Source organism: Methylobacterium goesingense, assembly GCF_022179225.1.
GTDB classification, from domain to species: Bacteria; Pseudomonadota; Alphaproteobacteria; order Rhizobiales; family Beijerinckiaceae; genus Methylobacterium; species Methylobacterium goesingense.
Genome location: NZ_BPQL01000022.1, coordinates 1 through 20,811, shown reverse-complemented (window position 1 = coordinate 20,811; position 20,811 = coordinate 1). Strand labels below are relative to the sequence as shown.

The following is a 20,811-nucleotide window of genomic DNA, read 5'->3' as shown; positions in this document are numbered from 1 at the left end:
ATCCGGTGTCGTGGAACTTCCCGCGGCCGGTGGAGCCTCGGTCAGACACCCTGCCAGGGTCTGACGTAGGTCGCGTGGACGGTGGGCCATTGGCCGGAGCCGGTATCGACCACCATCGTCATGACGAGCCGATCGCCGTCCTGGCGGAAGCGGATCGTGAAGGCCCGTCCCGTCGGCCAGCCACGTCCCTGCAGGTCCCACCGGCCGTCGCCCATGAGATCGGTAGGGCCGGTCCGCGCGAGGGTCGCGGTCCATCCGTTGTTGGCGCTGACGACGATGCCCCGATCTCCGGTCCGGAACGCGATCCGACAGGTCGGACAGGCGCCCGCATTGGTGGCGATCTGCTGCCATTCGCCCAGGATGGACTCGGCTTGCTCCACCTCGGCCGCGACGGGCAGGACGAGGGCCGCGAGCACCATCGGCAATGCGGCCGGTCTCATTCCCATCGCGGGTGCAGCCCGTTCCTATCCACCTGGCGGGTCCGATCGCGCCGGCTCGACGACCACGTTCGGAGGCGTCGCGCCGGCGTCCCCGAGGACCTTGCGCAGGGCGCGAGCCCGGGTTCGGCCCGCGCGCCGGCGCGTTTCCGGAACCGCGCCGTCCGCGTTCCACTCCCGCGCCACGTCCGCGATCGCGTCGGCATGGATCAGCCCGCGCTCGACGGCATGCTCGGCCATGGCGAGGCTGTCGGCGGCCAGCACCAGGCTGCTGCCGTCCGCCTCCACCGCTTCGGCGAGGCGGGCGATCTCGTCGAGGCGTCCCGAGCCCTGCGAGACGTTGCGGATGTAGACCGCCGCCACCCGGCCCGGATGGGCGGCCACGATCTCCGCATAGACCTCCGGGTCGTGCTGGCCGCTGTCGCCGATCAGCACGAAGGGCAGGTCGTGGTAGAGGGCGAGCATGCGCTCGATCAGCTCGCGCTTGTGGTCCTCGGCCCGGCGCGGCAGCGGGCTGCTCCAGGACAATCCCCATTCGCGCAGGAACAGCACCGGTCCGACGGGAATCCGGTGCATGAGGAAGAACTCGCTCAGCATGTCGTAGATGCCCCACGGCGCCCGCGAGACGTAGAGCATCGGGTTGCCCTCGGCGCCGCACGGCCCCGCGTAGAGCGCGCGATAGAGGGCGGCGGCGCCCGGGAAGGCGACGCGGTTCTCCGCATCCTCCACGAACAGGCGCCAGAGCATCTTGGCCTTGTTGGCCACGCCCGTGCGCATGATCGTGTCGTCGATGTCGCTGATGACCACCCGGCGGCAGGCGGCGGAGGGGATGAAGACCTGTCCCTTCGCCCGCACCGGCTCGGGCCCGGCCAGATCGAGTTCCATCAGGTGCCAGGACGCTTCCGGCGGGGCGGGCAGGTTCGGCCGCAGATGGACGCGGAAGTAGCCGTCGCGGTCGGTGACGACCTGTTCCTCGCAGCCGAAGAACCGCGCGGTGAGCACCGCGCCCGCCACCTTGCGGCGAGTGATGCGCCGCCGGATGTCGCGCAGTTCCGCCGCCCAGCCCGCGTCGGCGGCGCTCGCCGCCCGTTGCGACTGGCGGAAGACCCGGCCGATCAGAAAAACCTCATCGCGCGAGCCGTAGCCGCGATAGGTCTCCACCACCGTGCCGGCCCTGCCCTGAGACCGGCGGACCGGCTTGGCGAACAGGCGTAAGGCCCGCAGGGCGACCCTGGCGAGGCGGGAGGCCCCGGAACGGCTCATGGTTGCGTCATCATCGGCTGGTCCCGGCATCGCGGGTCAATGCCCGGCGCCGGCAAAGGTTCGGTATCGCGCGACGCACGGGGTCTCACGCAGCTGTGGATGCGCCGTGCCATGCCGTCGCGCGAACGGAACACGGCCGGCGAGGGCCGGTTCACGTCGGCACCCTACGTGTTCCGCGTACCGTCAGCGTCGAGTTTCCATGCATCTTCCCACAGACGACAGCGGCCATCCCCTGGCCGTGGCCTTCGAGGATTTCATCAGAAGTCAGCCCTTCCCCTGCGTCGGCGCGAAATCCGCGCTCTCGAAGGGCCAGATGAAGATCGTCGTGGCGCGCAGCATTGCCTCGAGCTGGGACGATCCCCGGCTCTATCCGGCGCTCCTCGCCTTCATCTGCCGCTACCGCGCCAAGCCCGACCTGTTCCAGAGCTTCGCCGTCATCTTCGCGGACGAGACAGCCTTCCCCGAGGAGGTGTTCGAGCGTCACCTCTGGAACCGCGTGCAGTCCCTGTCGGACAAGGACGCGTTCCTCGGCCAGCGCTACGACGCCCGCGTCGAGGCCGATCCGAACGATCCGCACTTCTCGCTCTCCTTCGGGGGCGAGGCGTTCTTCGTCGTCGGAATGCATCCCGGCGCGAGGCGTCCGGCCCGGCGCTTCTCGCACCCCGTCCTGGTGTTCAACCTGCGCGCCCAGTTCGAGCAGCTGCGTGCGGAGGGCCGCTACGAGAAGCTGCGCAGCGCGATCCTGTCGCGCGACGAGGCGCTGGCCGGCTCGATCAACCCGATGCTGGCCCGGCACGGCGACGCCTCGGAGGCGCGCCAGTACAGTGGCCGCGCCGTGGATGCCGATTGGGTCTGTCCGTTCCGGGGCCGCGAGACGGAGAGCCGCGATGCCGCCTGAGGCCTCTGTGCACGAGATCGCGCCGCGCTCCGGCACCGCCTTCACCCTGGACAAGGGCGAGCGCCTGACCGTGATCGACCCGCAGGGCGAGCAGGTCGCCGACCTCCTGGCCTTCGTGCGGGGCGACCTCGACGAGGTCATCTCGTCGGGCCGGACCCTGGACTATGCCAGCCGGATCTACCTCACCACCGGCGACCCGATCTATTCCAACCGCTCGAACGTGCTCCTGCGCATCGTCGCGGACACTGTGGGCCGCCACGACTTCCTGCTCACACCGTGCTCGGCCGACACATTCCGGATCATCTACGGCGACGCCCACCCGCACCGGGGCTGCTTCGGCAACCTCGCGGCGGCGCTCGCCCCCTACGGCGTCGCGCCGGACCGGATTCCGGTCGCCTTCAACGTCTTCATGAACGTGACGGTGGACGGCGGCACCGGCGAACTGAAGGTCGAGCCGCCCTTGAGCCAGGCCGGCGACCACGTCACCTTCGAGGCGGAATGTGACCTCGTGATCGGGCTGACCGCCTGCTCGGCCCTGCAATCCAACAACGGCAGCTTCAAGCCGATCCGCTACCGCATCGACCCCGCCCGCACCTGATCCCGGGTACCGCCGGGGGGCCGGCCCGTGCTATGGCGTGAGCCCGGAAACCCCGGCGCCGCCCGCTCGCGTGACGGGCCGCCGCGAGAAGGTCGAAACGAGTTTGATGCGGACGATCGTGTATGCGGACGGCGGATGTGACCCCAATCCCGGCCCGGGCGGCTGGGGCGTCGTGATCGAGGCCGAGAGCGGCCGGATCGAACTCTGCGGCGGGGATCGCGCCACCACCAACAACCGCATGGAGCTGACGGCGGCGATCAACGCCCTGCGGCACTTCCCCGAAGGCGCGCAGATCGAGATGCGCTGCGACAGCCAGTACGTCATCAAGTCCGTGACCGAGTGGATGCGCGGCTGGAAGGCCAAGGGCTGGCGCACCGCCACCGGACCGGTGAAGAACGTCGAGCTGATGCAGGAGCTCGACGCCCTGGCCGCGCGCCGCGACGTGCGCTGGACCTGGGTGCGGGGCCATACGGGCGAGGTCGGCAACGAGCGCGCAGACCGGCTCGCCGCCCAGGGCCGACGCGAGGCCCTCGGGCTGCCGTCCCGACCGGAGGGCGGCCCTGCGCCCCTGACTGGCACCGCCGCCCTGCGCGCCGCCGCGGCGCCGGCGGCCCTCGCCACGGCGCCGGCGGCCCTCGCCACGGCGGCGGCCGTGGTCGAGCGGGCGCCGCCGCGCACGACCTCGATTCCCCTGGATCTTGGGCTCGGCCTGGAGGTCTCGCGCGCCGCCAAGGGTGCCGGACTGACGCCGCAGGCCTATGTGGAGCGGGCAGTGCGCCTCGCCCTCGATCTCGGGCCGAAGGCGTTTGAGCGGGCGCGGGACGAGGCGCGCGGGTCCGCAGCCCCGAAAGCCACGGAGCCCGACCCCGCTTCATGAGCGATGGCTCTGCCGCCGCCCTCCCGGCCGACTATTTCGCGCGGCCCGCCGAGATCGTCGCTGCCGCGCTGATCGGCTGCGGCCTCCTGGTGGAGGGCATCGGCGGCATCATCGTGGAGACGGAGGCCTACGACGCGTCCGATCCGGCGTCGCACAGCGTCAACGGGCCGACCCGGCGCAATGCCAGCATGTTCGGATCGCCCGGCCGGGCCTACGTCTACCGTTCCTACGGGCTGCACTGGTGCCTGAACTTCGTCTGCGCGCCCGGCAGCGCCGTCCTGATCCGGGCGCTGGAACCGCGCCACGGCTTGGCCGAGATGGCCGCGCGGCGCGGGCTTGCCGATCCGCGTCGGCTCTGCGCCGGCCCCGGCCGCCTCTGCCAGGCGCTCGGCATAACCGGAGCCCTGGATGGCGCCGCCCTCGACACGGCGCCCTTCCGCCTCGCGGCTCCGGATACCGCCCCGGGCGCGATCGCCGACCGGCGCATCGGCATCTCGCGGGCGGTGGAAACGCCCTGGCGCTTCCTGCTCGCCGGCTCGCGCTATCTCAGCCGTCCGCCGTCCCGCTACGCCACGGGTGGCCTCACGCCGCCCGAACCGTCTGCAGGAAGCGGGTGACCTGTCCGTTGAGGTGCTCGGATTGGGTCGAGAGTTCGACGGCCGAGACCAGGACCCGGGATGCGGCGGCGCCGGTTTGCTCGGCGGCCTGGGCAACCCCGAGGATGTTGGCGGTGACGTCGCTGGTGCCGCTCGCGGCCTGACCGACGTTGCGCACGATCTCCTGGGTGGCAGCGCCCTGCTCCTCCACCGCCGCCGCGATGCTCGTCGTCACCGCGGCGATCTCGCCGATCCGCCCGGAGATGGTGCGGATCGCCCCGACCGCATGACCGGTCGACGCCTGGATTCGCCCGATCTGCTCCTCGATCTCGTGCGTGGCCCGCGTGGTCTGGTTGGCGAGCTCCTTGACCTCAGCGGCGACCACCGCGAAGCCCCGGCCCGCCTCGCCGGCCCGCGCCGCCTCGATGGTGGCGTTGAGCGCCAGCAGGTTGGTCTGGCTCGCGATGGAGGTGATCAGCGCCACGACGTCGCCGATCCGGCCGGCCGCGACGCTGAGATCCTGCACGAGGGCGCCGGTCTGGGACGCCTCCTCCACCGCCCGCCGCGCCAGTTCGGCCGAGCCGTCGACCTGTCGGCCGATCTCCTGCACGGAGGAGCCGAGTTCCTCGGCCGCCGCCGCCACGGTGCCCACATTCGCGGCGGCCTCGTCGGCCGCGCTGGCCACGGTGCCGGATTGCCGAGAGGTCTGTGTCGCCGTCGCGCTCATGGCCTCGGCCGTCCCCTGCAGGGCGCCGGCGGAGGCGGACACCGTCGCGATGATCGAGCCGACCGCCGATTCGAAACCGTCGGCCAGAGCGTGCATCGTGCGCCGGCGCTCGGCGGACGCGGCCGCGTCTGCGATCTGCTGGCGCTCGGCCTCCTCGGTGGCCTTGCGGGCGACGAGGGTCCGGATCTCCTCCACGGCGCGCCCCACCGCGCCGACCTCGTCGCGCCGCTCGCGCCCGGCGACAACGGCCGCGCTGTCGCCGGCCGCCATGCGCCGCAGGGCCTCGACCAAGCGACCGATCGGCCGTGTGATGCCGAACACCGACACCAGACCGGCGGCCAGGAGGCCGGCGAAGAGACCGAAGCCGCCCAGCAGCAGCGTGTTCAGGCGAGTCCTGTCCGTCGTCTCCGCGAGGTTGCGGGCGCCCGCGTCGACGAAGGCCCGGATGTCCCGGCCGAGAGCCGAGCCCTCCGCAACCATCGCATCAAAGGTCGGATCGACGCTCTGGTGCAGCAACGCGAGCGCCTCGGTCTTCAGGCCGCTGCTCGCCAGGGTCCGGGCCTCGGAGGAATCGGCGACGAACCCGTTGATCTTCTGCTTCAGGAGGTCGAGCCGTCCCGCGAAGCTCGGCGCCTCATCGCGCAGTTCGCCCAGAACCTTGTTGAGACGTTCGCTCGCTTCCTCGAAGCCGCGATCGGTCCGCTGCATGTCGGCGGCGTTCGTCTCGGCGATGTTGCGGAAGTTGAAGTAGCTCAGCGTGAAGATCAGCCGGTTGACCGTGCGCAGGTCGGCGATCGCCTTGGTGTCCCGATTGAGGAACTGCGTGTAGGCGCCGTCGATGGCGGCCATGCGGGTCGTGGCGTACCAGAGGCACCCGCTGACGATGGCGCCGATCAGAACGACCACACTCATCAATTTGGCAATGATGCTGAAGCGCGCGAGAAGGCCCACGTTCGTTCTCCGAGACGGTAAGCAGTCTCGGTAGTCGCACAGGTTTTAAGCCCAGGCTAAAATTTTCCGCTTGGCTGTTTTTCTTGCAGAGAGCATGCCCGATAGCCATGGCCTGCTGCTGTTTCCTGCACGTACGCACCGAGTCCTTCGTGCCACGCGAGAAATATTGCCAATCACATTTCTATTTCATGTTTCCGGCCGGCGTCTGCCTGAGGCGCGATCGACGCCTCCCCTTCGAAAAACCAAAAAGAACCCGCCTCGGCTGGGCCGGGCGGGTTGTTCAGGTCATCGAACTTGGGTCGCGGGGTCAACGAACGCCTGAGAGCAGAGTTCCACGGGGGCGATGGGGCAGCGAAAACGCGCCAACTCGGCCCCGCCAGTCGGACGGGGTTTGAACCTCGGCCCGCCCTGAAGGATTGGTCCGGCGATGCCAGGGAGAACGGTAAGGCCCCCACCCTCGGGCACCCCACGCTCAACCCCAGGAGAGCTACCATGCCCAATGTCGAGGCGGACCGGAGCCGCTACGTCGCCGAGCGCGACCGTCTGATCCGGGAACTGGAGGCGATGCGCGACGCGGGCCATCCGGAGGGCCGGCAATTCGCGGATGGCTATGCCCTGCGCGACACCGATGCGAGCGCAATGGAGGGCCTGCGCCTGCGGATCCAGGAACTGACCGGCCTGATCGAGCAGATCGAGACGGGCAACGCTTGAGGAAAGGCCTCCCGCGCGATCGGTGTCCCGAAACGGGCTCGGCGGATCGCGCCACCCGTCAAGGGGGCGTCATGTCGGGCGTCTAGGAGATCCGTCGAGGCTCGCCATTCGGCGCGGTGAGGCGATCGGGCAACATCCACCCCAATCCGATGACGCAAGGATTAAACCTTGTTGTCACAGTTATAGCATCGTCTATATCGAGGGGAGACCGGAAGGGGGCAGCATGGGACGAGGGCAACGCTTCGGAGGCGCCAGCGGCGCGCGGCTCGCCGGCTGCGCCCTCGGCCTCGCGGGTGCGACCGGCGCCTTCGCGGCCGATCCGGCAGCGCCGCGCGCCACCGGCACCGTCCCTGCCTTCGTCGACTGGTCAGGTGGCTATCTCGGCCTTCAGGGCAGTGGAGGCAATTCCTACGGCGCCTTCAACTTCCGCGACACGACCATAGGCGCACGCGCGGTGCCGGCGTTCAAGACCGGCGATGCCACGGGTCGGACAGACCTCGCCCGCAACGCCACGACGGCGGTGGGTGGCCTATTCGGCGGCTATAACTGGCAGACCGGTCCCTGGCTCTACGGCCTCGAGGCCGATGTCTCGGCGGCCAACCTCAAGCGACCCGTGGCGTCGAGCGCGCCCGGTTTCGGCTACGAGGACATCGACCCCGCCTTCGGCCTGATCCGCGTCAAGACGGATGTCTACGGCACCCTGCGCGGGCGCTTCGGCTACGCCTTCGACCGGGCGCTGGTCTATGCGAGCTTCGGTCTGGCCGGGGCCAATGTCCGCGTGCTGGCGACGTATCCGGACCTTGCCGGAGGCAGCACCGCCACCGCGCGCCGCGACCTCTCGTATCTCGGCTTCACCCTCGGGGCGGGCGTGCAGTTCGCCTTGAGCGAGCAGTTTTCCCTCGGGATCGACTACCGCTACCTCGATCTCGGCGGTAGCGGCCGCTTCGATCTCGGCACGGTGCCCGGGCCTGGTGGTGGCCCCGTCGCGACGCGGGCCGCCTACACCGCGAACCAGATGATGGCGCGGCTGTCCTGGCACCCGGGTGGCCTCGTGCTGCCCCCGGCGGGCGAGGAATCCGGCGGCAACGCTCTCGATCAGCGCTTCTCGCTGCACGGCCAGACGACCTTTGTGGCTCAAGGCGTAACGGGGTTCCGCGCGCCCTATACCGGCCCGGCGAGCCTGATCGGCCGTCAGGTCCAGTCGACCACCACCGCCACCGCCTTCCTGGGGCTCAAGCTGCTGGAGGGCACCGAACTCTACTACAACCCGGAATTCTCGCAGGGCTTCGGCCTCAGCCGTACCCTGGGCGTGGCCGGCTTCGTCAACGGCGAGGCGCAGAAGGCGGGCGCACCGTTCCCGAAGCTGCGCTCCAACCGCTACTTCGTGCGCCAGACCTTCGGGCTCGGCGGCGAAACCGAGGACGTGCCCGACGGGCCGAACCAGGTCGCGACCCGGCGCGATATCGAGCGGATCACCGTGGTGGCGGGCAAATTCGCCCTGGGCGACTACTTCGACGGCAACATCTACGCTCACGATCCGCGCGTCGATTTCATGAACTGGGGCATCTGGGCGTCCGGCGCCTACGACTTCCCCGCCAACCTGCCCGGTTTCACGCAAGGCGTGATGGTCGAGTACAACCGCGCCGAATTCGCGATCCGCGCCGCCTACACGCAGGTGCCGAAAGAGCCGTCGAGCGACGTGCTGGACCCACGCGTGTTCCGCCGGGCCGGCACCACGGTCGAATTCGAGGAACGCCACGTGCTGCCCGTGCTCGACCAGCCCGGCAGGCTGCGCATCGGGTTCTTCTCGAACGTCGGCAACACCGCCGATTATCGGCAGGTCGTGGGCCTGACACAGGCCGGCGTGTTCGGCGACATCAACGACGCGGCCGCCGCCACCCGCGCGGCCCGGCGCAAGACCGGCTTCTATCTCAACCTCGAACAGGCGGTGACGCCGGATCTCGGGGTCTTCGCCCGGGTGAGCGCCAACAACGGCCGGAGCGAGAGCCTGTCCTTCACCGACATCGACCAGTCCGTCTCGGGCGGCGTCTCCCTGAAGGGCACCGCCTGGGGCAGGCCCGCCGACACGGTGGGCCTCGGCACCTCGCTGAACGGGATCTCGCCGAGCCACCGGGCCTTCTTCGCCAATGGCGGCATCGGCCTCCTCATCGGCGACGGACGCCTGAACTACGCCCCCGAGCGGGCCATCGAGGCTTATTACGCGCTCAGCCTCGGCAACGCCCTGACGGTGTCGTTCAACTATCAGCACGTCGAGAACCCGGCCTACAACCGCGATCGCGGACCGGCGGACTTCTTCGCGACGCGCATCCACGCGGATTTCTGAGGCGCGCGGGCTACCGGTCGGGACGATCGCAGCGGTAGCCGCCGCGCCCCGTCGCCGACGGGCTCGCGGCGAAGCGGCCGCCGGAGGCCCGGCACTCCGCGGCATGGGCATCCATCGCCCACTTGTCGGCGAGCGCGAGGCTGAGCGGCACCACCGTCACCACGAGCAACAGCGCCGCCACCGCGAAGACCGCCCAGCCGACGCCGCGGGGCGGCTCCGGCGGCTGGTAGCGCTCGGCCGGAAGCGGCGCCAGGAAGGCCAGGGCGGTCAGTCCGAGGAGTTGCGCCGCAATCATGAATCCCCCGCGCCGTCAGGTGATCGAGGGTAGCGGACGCGTCGCTCCCGGCGAGGCGACGATACGAAGCAGCGTCGCTGCGTCGGCAATCGGACGCGCCGGCTACGGGGCCGGATCGGTGCCCAGATAGGCCGCGAGATTGCGGCGGATCCGCGCCAGTGGCACCTCGCTCGCGTCGGGCAGCACGAAGCGCTCGCCCGTGATGGTCTCGTAGGCCCGGATGTAGACGGCCGCCGTCTCCAGCACGACTTCGGCCGGAATCTCCGGGATCGCGTCGCGGTATGGGTCGCAGCGGGCCACCACCCAGTTGCGCACGAAGTCCTTGTCGAAGCTCTCGGGCGCCGTGCCGGCGGCCAGGCGCGCGTCGTAGCTTTCCGCGAACCAGTAACGGCTGCTGTCGGGGGTATGAATCTCGTCGGCGAGCACGATGCGCCCGTCCGCATCCGTGCCGAACTCGTACTTGGTGTCGGCCAGGATCAGGCCGCGGGTCGCGGCGATCTCCTGGCCCCGGCCGAACAGCGCGAGGGCCGCCCTGGAGACGGTAGCCCACTGCTCCGGAGTAAGAAGGCCCTGGGCTAAGATGTCGGCCTCGGTCAGGGGCTCGTCGTGGCCGCCGTCGAAGGCCTTGGTGGTCGGCGTGATGATGGCTTGGTCGAGGCGCTGGTTCGGCCGCATCCCGTCCGGGAACGTGTGGCCGTACATCGTGCGCTCGCCGGCTCGGTAGCGAGTCAGGATCGAGGTCGAGGTGGTACCCGCGAGGTAGCCCCGCACGACGATCTCGACGGGCAGGATGTCGAGGCGGCGGCCCACAACGACGTTCGGGTCGGGATAGGCCAGGACATGGTTGGGGCAGAGATCGGCGGTGCGCTCGAACCAGAACCGCGCGGTCTGGGTCAGGACCTGTCCCTTGAACGGGATGGCGGCCAGCGCGACGTCGAAGGCGCTGATCCGATCGGAGGTGATGAGGATGCGCCGGCCGTCGGGCAGGTCGTAATTGTCTCGGACCTTGCCCCGGTAATGGTTCGGCAGTTCGGGCAGCGTCGCCTCGCGCAGAACCTGGTGGGCGTGCGGGGCAAGGTCGGCGAGATCCATCCGGGACGCTCCATACGGCTCTGGCGGGGACAGCGATGTCGCCCGCCTTGTGCGCGCACGGCGCTCCGATTTCCAGTCACCCGCCGCCGGTTCGGCTCCGATCGGGTCAGCGGTCGCGCCGCCCGCCGTCCTTCAGGAAACCACGCGCGCCGTCCGGAAGCCGCCGTAGCGGACATGAACCGGCAGGTGAGCCGCATCGCGAAAGCCCGCTTCGCGGGCCATGACGTCCAGCGCATGTCCTTCGCTGTCGGCCGGGCCGACCCAGAGGAGGACGCCGGTCGAGCGTTGCTTCACCTGAAAAAGCGTCATCCACGTACTCCCGTTACTCGGAATGACAAGTCCCTCAGGGTTCGATGCGTTCCCTGTGCTGCGGCGGTCGCGGTCAGCAGACGGAGACCGACGAGAGCGCATCCACGTCGATGCCTGGACGTGCACCGGCATCGCCGGGGCGCAACCGGTCGGCAACGGTCAGTATCGCGTGCTCGCGTTGTGAGGAAACGCTCGCGGCGCGTGATCGCCGAAGTCTTGATTGCCGAATTATTGCCTGCCGAAGTCTTGCGCATCGATCAGAAAGCTTCGGCGCGAGATCGAACACAACGCCCGGCCTTCGATCCATGGTGTGGAGAACGCTGGGCATTCCGGACCGATCAGCCCGGCGCATCATCGCCACGGCCCCATTGCCGGATCGGCTTTCCCCTCCAGTTATGGCCCATGGCCAGCGATCACCCGCACGAGTCCCGCGCGTTTCCGGACGAGCCCATCGGGCCGGTCCTGAGCGAGGCGACACGCCTGCGCCTGGGTCGCCAGTTACAGGCCCTCTACGAGCCGGTGATCGACGAGCCCCTCGACCCGCGCCTGGCCGAACTCCTGCAGCAACTGGACGACGACCGCGGCCGGTGACGCGCCGGGGCGCGAAGCCCCGATGCCGTCCGGTTGCGCCCGCGATTCTTCGCGTCGGCCGCGAAAAAAAGATCCGCCGCGGCCGGAGCCGGGCGGGGGAAGGTGACGGCCTCCAAGCTTCAGGAGGTGAAGGGTAGACGGATCATCGCCGCGTCTTCATCCCATACGGAGTGCGGAAGTTGCATATTGCCCAGCTTGGCCGCGAACCTCTCGCCGCCTCGCTCGTTGGTCAACGTGCCGAGTATCAAGGACAGACCCATGAGCCAGACCCAGAATTCTGGCACCGCCGAGCCGAAGGACGTCACCTTCCGGGGCCGCGGCCACGCGCGCTTGAACGGAGCGCGGTTGTCGCTGCTCATCTGCCCGCACTGCTCGCAGCGCAACGCGCCGAAGGCGGCGGAGAAGGGGTACTGCAACTGGTGCACCTACGAGCCGTCGCGGGCGGATATCGAGCCGGCCCGCTGACGGTCCCGGCTCGCGCCCACCGAGCGGGTTTGGCCTCGCCGCCCGAGGCTACTGCGTCAGCTGCGTGTCGGCGGAGCTCGGTCCGACGCCGTTCGGGACGGGAATGTCGGTGGAGCCGTAGCGAGCGTTCAGCATCAGGTTCGGCCCGTCATAGAGGTTGATCATGCGAGCGATGATGACCGTGTAGGCGGATTCGTCCGCCACCGGCCGCTTGGAATCGATGATGAGGCGGCCGACGGGCAGATAGATCGTGCCCAGGAGTATGCGCGCGTTGTCGCTGATGATGCGGTACTCACGCCGCGCCGCGACGCCGTTGGGCGCCGCCTTGGCTTTGCCTTTCCCGTCCAGGGGCAGCAGGGACAGAAGCCCCGGCGGCGCATAGCGATCCTCGAAAAGCAGCAGGCCGGCCATGATCCCGTCGCGCGGAGCGGTCAGGCTGATCGTGCTCTTCTCGTCGAACAGCAACCCGCCCCGAACCCCCGTGAAGTAGAAGCCGGTTCCGGTTCCGGTGAGGCTGGCGTTCTTGTCGACCACGAGCGGGCCGTCCTTGATGATGTAGATCCCCGGCCGCAGGGTGACCTGCGCACCCTTGGTGATGTGGAGGCCGCCGCAATAGGTGCCGGGGTTGAGGGTCGCGGGTCCGCTGACAACGTTCGCGCCGTAGAGAAGGTTGTCGGCCAGCCCGATCAGCTTCTTGGGGTCGAACAGGATGCCGAGGTCGATGCACGAGCCCGGCGGCGGCCCCTGCTTGTCGATCAGCGGATCGCGCAAGGGCGGGCAATTGGTGGCCGGCGGGGGAAGGAAGTTGGCGCTCGGGCCGGAGAAGCCGCCCGCCGAACAGGTCGAGAGGGCTTTGGCCACGGCTGCGTTCTCGCCCTGGATGCCGGCCGTGCTGACGGAGTTCGAGTAGAGCGAGCAGTCGCTGGCGGTGATCCGCGCGGCGCTCTCGAGATGGAAGGCGCCCGGAGCGAGCGGATCGAGGGCCAGGAGGCAGAGGCGGGTCGTCCCGGTCAGCTTGGCCGTCGAGCGGACGGCGATGTCGACGCTCGCCATGTTGATGAGCTTGCCGAAGCTCAGCGGCACGGTCTCGGACACCGCGACCTGCACGGCCGAGTGGTTGCCGAGGACGGTGGCGGTCACCTGCGGGACGCCCCCGCCGGCGCTGCGGGCCTGCGCCAGGACCATCGACCGGGCGACGTTGATGGCGGCGGCATCGTCCGCGTTGGCGAGCTTGAACTGGTTGACGCCCGCGATGCTGGCCGCATCGGCCGCGCGCTGCAGTTCGGCGCGCCGCTTGACCAGCCCGGCATATTCGAGCGCAGCGGCGCTGAGTCCCATCAGGATCGGCATCGAGAGGGCGAAGAGCAGGAGGACGCCGCCGCCCTGGTCGCGCCGAAACCGTTCCCCCTGCCTGAAGCGTTCGAAGTGTCCCATTCCGTTTCTTTGGCAGACGAGTCTCTCAGCGCACCTTCACCCACGCGCACATCGTAAGCTTATCCTCAGGATTGGCCCCGTCATGGTTATGGAGACCTTCCGACCGAGACGGGATTTCGCGCGCGCCATCGACCCGCGCGGAAGCAGAGCCTGCCGCGCGTTCGAGCACGGCGGTCACGCGGACAGGCGCAGGCCGCCGTCCCCCGCGACGTCCCCAACGATGCCGAGGCGCTCGCCGACCTGTGCCATCGTGCGCTCCACGAGCGGGCCGAGGCACGCGACGGCCTCGGGCGTCGGAAGGCGGCCCTCCGTCCGCGCGGCGTCCTCGATCTCGGCGAGGGCCCGCGCCAGGGCACGGCCACCGATGTTGAGGCTCATGGAGCGCAGGCCATGCGCGGCCTTGGCCACCGCCTCCGCCTCGGTGGCGGTCCGGATGGCCGCAAGGGCAGCGGGCGCCGTCTCGGCGTAGAGGTCGAGAATGCGCGTGGCGAAGCCGGTGCCCGCACGCTCCGCCATGTCCACGAGGCCGTCGATCACCTCGGCATCGAGGAGGTCCGTATCCTCCGACGGGCCGATGGCGGACCGGTCTTCACTCCCCAGGCCCTGGCTCGCCGGGCCCGGTTCCTCCGAGGTGCCGCCGGGGGTGAGGAAGCCCAGCAGCGTGTCCCCAAGGGCGCGCAGGGTGAACGGCTTCGTCAGGGTTCCGTCCATGCCGGCGGCGCGCCAGGCTTCCGCTGCCGCGCCGACCACGTGCGCGGTCAGGGCGACGATGGGCAGGCGTCCGGCGCCGCGCAGCCCCTCCTCGGACCGGATCGCGGCCGCCGCCGCGTAGCCGTCGAGGACCGGCATGCTGCCATCCATCAGCACGAGGTCGAACCCGCCCAGCCGGGAGGCCTCCAGGGCAGCCTGCCCATCCTCCACCATGACGATTGCGGTGATGCCGAAGCGGGCGAGCGCCGCGCGGGCGACCTCGCGGTTCACCGCGCTGTCGTCCGCCACCAGCACCCGCGCGGACGGGAATTGCGGCAATGTGGCCGGCCCCTGGCCGGACTGCGTCTGGTCGGAGAAGGAGGTCCCCGATGCCAGGGCGGCCAGGGCCCGTCGCCATTCCGCCTGGACGATCGGCCAGGTCAGGAGCGCATCGGCCCAGCCCGCCCCGAGGGCACGAGCGCCGTCGGGCTCGCCGAAGCGGGCGAGCGCCAGCACGCGGCCCTCCGGCCCAGGGCGCCGACCGAGTTCCGCCAAGGTGGCCGCGTCGACGATCCAGTGCGCGCCGGACGCTTCCGGCGCCCCCATGCCGACCGGAGCGAAGCCGGCCGCCGCGAGCCCCTCGCGCAAGGTGTCCCCCGTCGCCGGCCCGGCCGTCGACACGACGACGAAGGGTGCCACGCTCGCCTCCCGCTGGGGGACGGGGCGCGAGACGGCCTCGCCAGCCTCCAGCGGCACCTCGGCCCAGAAGGTCGATCCCTCGCCGAGGCGGCTGTCGACGCCGATGCGTCCGCCCATGGCGTGCACCAGCCGGTGCGCGATGGAGAGCCCCAGCCCGGTGCCGCCGAAGCGGCGGGTGGTGGACTGGTCGGCCTGCGAGAAGGCCGAGAAGATGGTGTCGACCTTGTCGGCCGCGATGCCGATGCCGGTGTCCCGCACGCTGAGACGCAGGGTCTCCGCCGGACCGCGCTCCAGGCGCACGCGCACCGAACCGGCCTGGGTAAACTTGAGGGCGTTGTTGACGAAGTTTCCGAGGATCTGGCCGAGGCGGACCGGATCGCCGAGGACGCGGTCCGGCACGTCGGGCGCCAGTGTGGCGGCGAGATCGAGACCGGACTCGCGAGCCTTCTCGGCGAAGAGGCTGACCACGGTGTCGACGATCTCGGCCGGATCGAGGGGAACCCGCTCGAGGTCCAGCTTGCCGGCCTCGACCTTCGCGAAGTCGAGAATGTCGTTGATGATGGCGAGCAGGCTCTGGCCCGAACGCGCGATGACCTCCGCGTGGCGCTTCTGCTGCTCGGGCAGGTCTGCCTCGGCCAGGAGTTCGGCCATGACCAGCATGCCGTTGAGCGGGGTCCGAATCTCGTGGCTCATGGTCGCCAGAAATGTCGATTTCGCCTGGTTGGCGGTTTCGGCGGCCTCCTTGGCCGTGTGGAGGTCGGTGGTGCGCGCCGCGACCTCGTCCTCCAGGTGCTCCATGTGCCGCGCGAGGCGCCCGTCGCGCTCGCGCAAGGCTCCGAGAAGCGCGTTGAAGGAGCGCGCCAGGCTTCCGACCTCGTCGTCCCGGACGATGCGGGTGGTGCGGGCGTAGTCCTGGCTTTCGCGTACCCCGTCCATGGTCTCGGCCAGCGAGGCGATCGGGTGCGTGATCGCGCGTTGCAGGCCGTAGGACAGGGCGACGCCGCAGCCGAGCGCCAGGAGCCAGCCGAGGACGGACGCCTTGAGGAGGCCCAGCACGTTGGCGGGCAGGTCGGTGGTGTCCGCGACCAGCACCAGGGTGCCGACCCGGCGCCCCGCCTCCAGGATCGGCGCCTGGACCTGGGCGGTCCGGCCGAACAGGAGGCGGAACGGCGAGCCGCCCTCGCCGAGATCGATGTCGCTCTCCAGGCGGATCGCGAGGCCCCGATCGGCCAGGATGGAGCCGTCCGGACGCTCGATTCCCGCGTAGACGAGGCCCGGATGCCGACCGATGGCGTTGAGGGTCGCGGCCGCCCGGCCCGCATCCCCGGCATCGACGGCCCGGGCGCTGGCGGCGGCGAAGATTTCCGCGATGGTCCCCAGGGTCTCGCGCTTGGTGTCCGCGTAGCGATGCACCTCCTGCCAGAGCGAGAAGGCAGTCGCTACCGTGAGGGCGAGCACGACGGAGCCGAAGACCGTGAGGGCGAGCCGCGCGGCCAGCGACCGCATGACCGCCAGAACGGCGAAGCGGGATCTGCGGACAGGACGGGACGCGGGGCGTGGGTCGCTCATGGAGGCCGAGCCTAGGCGAGCTTCCTCACTGTGCGCTTAACCGGCGCGTCGTCGCGCGGCGCGGCCCCGGCCTGCGCCTGTCGTCGCGATAGACTCCATTGCCGAAAAATTAAATGGAGCGTCGTAGGCTTGGCCGACAGAACGGGATGGACTTGGGTTGTACCAGACAAACACTGTCAACCCAGGCCTGGATAGAATGAATAGAACGAGAATTCGCGCGAAATGTTCGCCTCGCCCTTGAACCGACTCTCGCCGGCGGCGATTTCGCGACGAGGCAGCCTGGCGCCGGCGATGCGGCGCACTTTGACGAAGCGGTTCGGTGCGGATCAGCGCGGGGCGATGGCGGTCGAATTCGCCATGATCCTGTTCCCGCTGTTCATTCTGATCTTCTTCATTCTGGAGGGCGCGCTGGTCTACTGGGTCTCGTCCGCCCTGGACAACGGCCTCGATTCGTCGATGCGGCAGTTCTACGTCCAGGCCCAGGCCTCTCCCGAGACCCTGGCCGCCAGCGTGCGCGACGAACTCTGCCGAAACGTGTCCCCCTTCGTGAGCTGCGCCAGGCTCAAGCTCGACATCGCGGCCTATGACAGCTTCGGCGCCATCGACAACACCGCTCCGATCGATGCCAGCACGGGAACGTGGCGCGCCGGCTTCGGCGAGCAGCACGGGTGCCTGCGCAAGGGCAGCGTCGTCGTCGTGCAGGCCGCTCTGGCGCAGCAGACGTTCCAGAGATTCGGCATCGTGAAGGACCAGTTCAGCGACGGCAGCCGATTGATCCTGGCGACCGCCGTGCTTCAGCTCGACGGCAATTCCACGAGCAGCGCCGCCTGCTAGCACGATGCGCGACGCCTCCCGCCCGTTCGCGCGCCGCGCCCGCCGTCCCGGCGGCCGGGCCGGCATGCGCTTCGCCCGCGCGGAGGGCGGCGTCGCCATCCTGGAATTCGCGCTGGTCACGCCGATCCTGCTGCTCATCTATTTCGGGACCGTGGAGCTGGCCACGGCCATGCGCTACGCCCGCAAGCTCGATCTCCTGTCCCGGACCCTGGGCGATACCTTCTCGCAGCGGAATGCGCCGACGCAGTCGGAATCCAGCGACATCTTCGAGGTAGCGCCCATCCTGATGGCGCCGTTCGCGAGCGCCGGCGTCCGGATGACGGTGAGTGCGGTCGGTGTCGTCGGCGACGCGGAGACGGGGCTCCTGCAGGTCTGCTCCAGCGCCGCGGCGCCGGGATCCCCGTTGCGTCTGCCCGGCAGCCCGGCGCCGTCGGAGACGGTCGACAGCCTCCAGCCGAAGGGCGCACGCTTCCTCCTTGTGGAGGTCTCGGCGACCTATGCGCCTGTGACGGGCTCGGTCTTCCTCGGAACCGGCGCGGCGGGGTTCACCATGTCGCGCAAGACCCTGTGGCCGGTCCGGTACGGGCGACGCTTCGCCAGCCAGAGCCCCGAGATCCTCATCGCGGGCGGCATCCCCTGCCCGGTGCGCTGAGCGCCTCGCCGATCCCGAGGGCGATGGCGCTCAGCGGCCGGACGGCGCGTTCACAAGCCCGGGGCTTTCCGATAGGTTCCCGCCGCTCCGGGGCGCCGCGTCGCGCCGGACGATGGCCCCCGGCATCGCCCGCCCGGACCGGCACCGTCCGGCGCGCGGGACCCTGCCGTTTCTCGAAGCTCCACAGGATGCAGCACCCGCGCATGACGGCTCGCACGTGACCCAGACCGAAGACCCCGCCGGCCCCGTCCGGAGCGCCCGCCTCGTGCTGGCCTCCGCCTCGCCCCGGCGCCTCGCCCTGCTGCAGCAGGCGGGTATCGAACCCGACGCGCTCCTGCCCGCCGACATCGACGAGACGCCGCACAAGTCCGAGACGCCGCGCGAACTCGCCCGTCGCCTGGCGCGCGAGAAGCTCGCCGTGGCGGGCGCCGCCGCGCGGCGGCGCGACGACATGCGCGAGGCCTACCTGATCTCCGCCGATACCGTCGTGGCCGTGGGACGGCGCGTTCTTCCCAAGACCGAGTTGCCCGACGAGGCGGCGGATTGCCTGCGCCTGCTCTCGGGCCGTCAGCACCGGGTCTACACCGCGATCTGCCTGCTCTCGCCCCGCGACGCCCGCCGCGAGCGGGTGGTGGAAACGCGGGTCCGCTTCAAGCGGCTCTCCGCGCGCGAGATCGATGCCTACCTCGCCTCGGACGAATGGCGCGGCAAGGCCGGCGGTTACGCCATCCAGGGGCTGGCCGGCGCCTTCGTGGTCAAGCTGGTGGGCTCGCACAGCGCGGTGGTGGGCCTGCCCCTCTACGAGACCCTGAGCCTCCTCGAAGGCGAGGGTTTTCCCGTGCGCCAGAGCTGGGGACAGCCCCTATGAGCCCCTCCGATCCGACACCGGCCCGCCGCACGCCCAAGGCCGATCCCTGCCCGATCTGCCGCAAGCCTCCCGTGCCAGCCTTCACCCCGTTCTGCTCGGCGCGCTGCGCCGATGTCGACCTCGGTCGCTGGCTCACCGACCGCTACGCCATCCCCACCGCGGAGGACGAGGACGAGGACGCCGAGGGCTCCGCGGGAACGGCGCGCACGCGCGATTGAAGCCCGCGCCGACCGTCCGAAAACTCTTTCGAACAAGGCTGGACAGGCCGCAATCCACCCCCTATACCCCCGCTCCAGCCGGTGCCGCTCACGCGAACCGGCGGCGGCCCAGGTAGCTCAGTTGGTAGAGCATGCGACTGAAAATCGCAGTGTCGGCGGTTCGATTCCGTCCCTGGGCACCATTCTTTTCCTGAGCATCGCTAGTCTTTCCAACGTCGCGCTGATCCGTCGATCCTGACGACGCGTGGCGGAGGCGTATGGCCGGCCTCCCCCGGCCGCTCTCTTCTCTGGAACCATCCGCATGGCGCCCGATCGGACACGGCCCCCGCTCCTGCTCGTCACGAGCCTGGAGCCGGCGGACGAGGCGGCTTGGCGCGAGGCCTTGAGCCGGGCCATGCCGGACGAGACCCTGGCGAGTCCGGACCATCCCGACGCGGCGCGTGGGGCTGAGATTGCCATCGTGGCGAACCCGCCGCCCGGCGCCCTCGCGCGGCTGCCCGCTTTACGCTGGATCCACAGCCTCTGGGCGGGCGTGGACCGCCTGCTCCTCGATGCGACGCTGCCGCAGGTGCCCGTGCTGCGCCTCGTCGATCCGGCCCTGGCCGGCGCCATGGCGGAGGCGGTGGCCGCCGCGGTGCTGCACCTCCACCGGGATTTTCCGCGCTATGCGGATCAGCAGCGCCGGCATGTCTGGATCCAGCACGAGGCACGCCCGGCGCAGGGCCGCACCGTGACCCTGCTCGGCCTGGGTGAGATGGGGCGCGCGTCGGCGGCCGTCCTGCGCACGCTCGGCTTCCCGGTCCAGGGATGGAGCCGCTCCGGCGCGGCCTCCCCCGGCGTCGCGGTCGCCTCGGGTCCGGACGGGCTGGCGCGCGCCCTCGAGCGGACCGACATCCTCGTCAACCTGCTGCCCCTCACGGACGAGACGCGGGGCATTCTCGGCCACGACATCTTCGCGCGCCTGCCCCGCGGTGCTGGCCTCGTTAATTTCGGGCGGGGCGCCCATGTCGTCGAGGACGACCTGATCGTGGCGCTGAATTCGGGCCATCTCGGCCATGCCATCCTCGACGTCTTCGCGACCGAGCCGCTGCCGCCGGGGCACCGCCTCTGGGACCATCCGGGCATCACGATCCTGCCCCACGTGGCGGCGCCGACGAGCCGCGCCTCCGCCTCGGCGATCGTGGCGACCGCAATCCGTTCCTTCCGCGAGACCGGAACGGTGCCGGTCGGCGTCGACCGCGCGCGCGGCTACTAGCGCCGCGACGTCGGCCGGGGCTTCAGGTCGTCGAGGGCGTCGGCATTGGCCCGGCCCCAGGCGTAGAGGATCTCCACCGGCTCGACGAAGCGGCCGCCGAGGGGGGTCAGGCGATACTCCACCGCGGGCGGCACCGTGCCGGCCACGTGTCGGGTGAGGAGGCCGCTCGCTTCCATGTCCCGCAGGGTCTGGGTCAGCATCTTCTTCGAGATGCCGGGCAGGCTGCGCTGGAGCACGCCGGTGCGGGCGCACCCGGCATGGCGGGCGTGGAGCGTGTGCAGCACCATGCTCGTCCACTTCGTGGCGAACAGTTCGAGCACCCGGCGCGGCGCGCAATCCTCGCGCCACGACTCGTCCGCGCTCAGCCTCTCCATCGTGGTTACCTTCTGGTGCCTATGACCCCGACCAGACGGCACCGTTCGGGGTCATAGGCACCAG

22 protein-coding genes and 1 tRNA gene are annotated in these 20,811 nt (G+C 70.2%); 14 read left to right on the top strand and 9 right to left on the bottom strand.

Annotated features, from left to right (window positions below):
* Positions 1 to 41: 41 nt before the first annotated feature.
* Positions 42 to 446: a hypothetical protein gene (locus tag MFF30_RS05275; RefSeq protein WP_238277467.1), complete on the bottom strand. Its 405-nt coding sequence runs from the start codon at positions 444 to 446 to the stop codon at positions 42 to 44.
* Between the two features lie 18 nt (positions 447 to 464).
* Entirely contained in the window at positions 465 to 1,322 is an 858-nt protein-coding gene (locus MFF30_RS05270) for a phosphatase domain-containing protein (RefSeq protein ID WP_373320845.1), read from the bottom strand.
* A gap of 577 nt (positions 1,323 to 1,899) precedes the next feature.
* On the opposite strand from MFF30_RS05270, the gene gntA reads away from it, so the two are divergent.
* The 4 genes from gntA (at position 1,900) to MFF30_RS05250 (ending at position 4,690) form a co-directional block, all read left to right on the top strand.
* Positions 1,900 to 2,598 carry a guanitoxin biosynthesis heme-dependent pre-guanitoxin N-hydroxylase GntA gene (gntA, locus tag MFF30_RS05265; RefSeq protein ID WP_238277463.1) on the top strand — a complete coding sequence of 233 codons (699 nt, stop codon included), beginning with the start codon at positions 1,900 to 1,902 and terminating at the stop codon, positions 2,596 to 2,598.
* Positions 2,588 to 3,196 (top strand): DUF1989 domain-containing protein, encoded by a 609-nt coding sequence (locus MFF30_RS05260; protein WP_238277460.1) that lies wholly within the window; start codon positions 2,588 to 2,590, stop codon positions 3,194 to 3,196. The genes gntA and MFF30_RS05260 overlap by 11 nt, the downstream gene beginning before the upstream one ends.
* A 106-nt stretch (positions 3,197 to 3,302) precedes the next feature.
* The gene (gene rnhA / locus MFF30_RS05255; RefSeq protein ID WP_238277458.1) at positions 3,303 to 4,073 is read left to right on the top strand and encodes a ribonuclease HI; all 771 of its coding nucleotides are present in this window, start codon (positions 3,303 to 3,305) and stop codon (positions 4,071 to 4,073) included.
* Complete coding sequence (locus tag MFF30_RS05250) at positions 4,070 to 4,690, top strand: DNA-3-methyladenine glycosylase (RefSeq protein WP_238277457.1); 621 nt, start codon at positions 4,070 to 4,072, stop codon at positions 4,688 to 4,690. Before rnhA ends, MFF30_RS05250 begins: the two co-directional genes overlap by 4 nt.
* Here MFF30_RS05250 and MFF30_RS05245 read toward each other — a convergent pair.
* Entirely contained in the window at positions 4,656 to 6,308 is a 1,653-nt protein-coding gene (locus MFF30_RS05245) for a methyl-accepting chemotaxis protein (RefSeq protein ID WP_238277498.1), read from the bottom strand. The genes MFF30_RS05250 and MFF30_RS05245 overlap by 35 nt on opposite strands.
* 531 nt (positions 6,309 to 6,839) lie before the next feature.
* Here MFF30_RS05245 and MFF30_RS05240 point away from each other — a divergent pair.
* Both MFF30_RS05240 and MFF30_RS05235 read left to right on the top strand, forming a co-directional pair.
* Complete coding sequence (locus MFF30_RS05240; protein WP_238277455.1) at positions 6,840 to 7,058, top strand: hypothetical protein; 219 nt, start codon at positions 6,840 to 6,842, stop codon at positions 7,056 to 7,058.
* 223 nt (positions 7,059 to 7,281) lie between these two features.
* Positions 7,282 to 9,402, top strand: a complete 2,121-nt coding sequence (locus MFF30_RS05235) for a carbohydrate porin (protein ID WP_238277453.1) — start codon at positions 7,282 to 7,284, stop codon at positions 9,400 to 9,402.
* Positions 9,403 to 9,412: 10 nt separating this feature from the next.
* Here the strand turns inward: MFF30_RS05235 and MFF30_RS05230 are convergent, their stop codons facing one another.
* From MFF30_RS05230 to MFF30_RS05220, 3 genes are all read right to left on the bottom strand, one after another.
* A complete protein-coding gene (locus MFF30_RS05230; protein ID WP_238277452.1) occupies positions 9,413 to 9,697 on the bottom strand; it encodes a hypothetical protein in 285 nt (94 codons plus the stop codon).
* Between the two features lie 102 nt (positions 9,698 to 9,799).
* Positions 9,800 to 10,789, bottom strand: a complete 990-nt coding sequence (locus MFF30_RS05225; protein ID WP_238277450.1) for a phosphoribosylaminoimidazolesuccinocarboxamide synthase — start codon at positions 10,787 to 10,789, stop codon at positions 9,800 to 9,802.
* Positions 10,790 to 10,921: 132 nt separating this feature from the next.
* Positions 10,922 to 11,098 (bottom strand): hypothetical protein, encoded by a 177-nt coding sequence (locus MFF30_RS05220; RefSeq protein WP_238277448.1) that lies wholly within the window; start codon positions 11,096 to 11,098, stop codon positions 10,922 to 10,924.
* 201 nt (positions 11,099 to 11,299) lie between these two features.
* Here MFF30_RS05220 and MFF30_RS05215 point away from each other — a divergent pair, with 201 nt between their 5' ends.
* Together MFF30_RS05215 and MFF30_RS05210 are read left to right on the top strand one after the other, a co-directional pair.
* A complete protein-coding gene (locus MFF30_RS05215; RefSeq protein ID WP_238277446.1) occupies positions 11,300 to 11,689 on the top strand; it encodes a hypothetical protein in 390 nt (129 codons plus the stop codon).
* A 258-nt stretch (positions 11,690 to 11,947) separates the two neighbouring features.
* A complete protein-coding gene (locus MFF30_RS05210; protein WP_238277444.1) occupies positions 11,948 to 12,154 on the top strand; it encodes a hypothetical protein in 207 nt (68 codons plus the stop codon).
* 48 nt (positions 12,155 to 12,202) lie between these two features.
* Here MFF30_RS05210 and MFF30_RS05205 read toward each other — a convergent pair whose 3' ends face one another.
* Complete coding sequence (locus MFF30_RS05205) at positions 12,203 to 13,588, bottom strand: Tad domain-containing protein (RefSeq protein WP_238277442.1); 1,386 nt, start codon at positions 13,586 to 13,588, stop codon at positions 12,203 to 12,205.
* Positions 13,589 to 13,762: 174 nt separating this feature from the next.
* Complete coding sequence (locus MFF30_RS05200; protein WP_238277440.1) at positions 13,763 to 16,546, bottom strand: ATP-binding protein; 2,784 nt, start codon at positions 16,544 to 16,546, stop codon at positions 13,763 to 13,765.
* Positions 16,547 to 16,885: 339 nt separating this feature from the next.
* On the opposite strand from MFF30_RS05200, the gene MFF30_RS05195 reads away from it, so the two are divergent.
* The 6 genes from MFF30_RS05195 to MFF30_RS05170 all read left to right on the top strand — a co-directional run bounded on the left by MFF30_RS05195 (position 16,886) and on the right by MFF30_RS05170 (position 20,373).
* The gene (locus MFF30_RS05195) at positions 16,886 to 17,380 is read left to right on the top strand and encodes a TadE/TadG family type IV pilus assembly protein (protein ID WP_238277438.1); all 495 of its coding nucleotides are present in this window, start codon (positions 16,886 to 16,888) and stop codon (positions 17,378 to 17,380) included.
* Positions 17,381 to 17,384: 4 nt separating this feature from the next.
* A complete protein-coding gene (locus MFF30_RS05190; protein ID WP_238277426.1) occupies positions 17,385 to 18,032 on the top strand; it encodes a TadE/TadG family type IV pilus assembly protein in 648 nt (215 codons plus the stop codon).
* A gap of 217 nt (positions 18,033 to 18,249) precedes the next feature.
* Entirely contained in the window at positions 18,250 to 18,900 is a 651-nt protein-coding gene (locus MFF30_RS05185) for a Maf-like protein (protein WP_238277424.1), read from the top strand.
* Complete coding sequence (locus MFF30_RS05180) at positions 18,897 to 19,118, top strand: DNA gyrase inhibitor YacG (protein WP_238277421.1); 222 nt, start codon at positions 18,897 to 18,899, stop codon at positions 19,116 to 19,118. The genes MFF30_RS05185 and MFF30_RS05180 overlap by 4 nt, the downstream gene beginning before the upstream one ends.
* A gap of 106 nt (positions 19,119 to 19,224) precedes the next feature.
* A tRNA-Phe gene (locus tag MFF30_RS05175) sits at positions 19,225 to 19,300 on the top strand.
* A 119-nt stretch (positions 19,301 to 19,419) separates the two neighbouring features.
* A complete protein-coding gene (locus MFF30_RS05170) occupies positions 19,420 to 20,373 on the top strand; it encodes a 2-hydroxyacid dehydrogenase (protein ID WP_238277411.1) in 954 nt (317 codons plus the stop codon).
* Here the strand turns inward: MFF30_RS05170 and MFF30_RS05165 are convergent.
* Positions 20,370 to 20,747, bottom strand: coding sequence for a winged helix-turn-helix transcriptional regulator (locus MFF30_RS05165; RefSeq protein WP_238277409.1), 378 nt, complete (start codon positions 20,745 to 20,747; stop codon positions 20,370 to 20,372). The two genes, MFF30_RS05170 and MFF30_RS05165, sit on opposite strands and share 4 nt — an antisense overlap.
* Positions 20,748 to 20,811 lie beyond the last annotated feature (64 nt).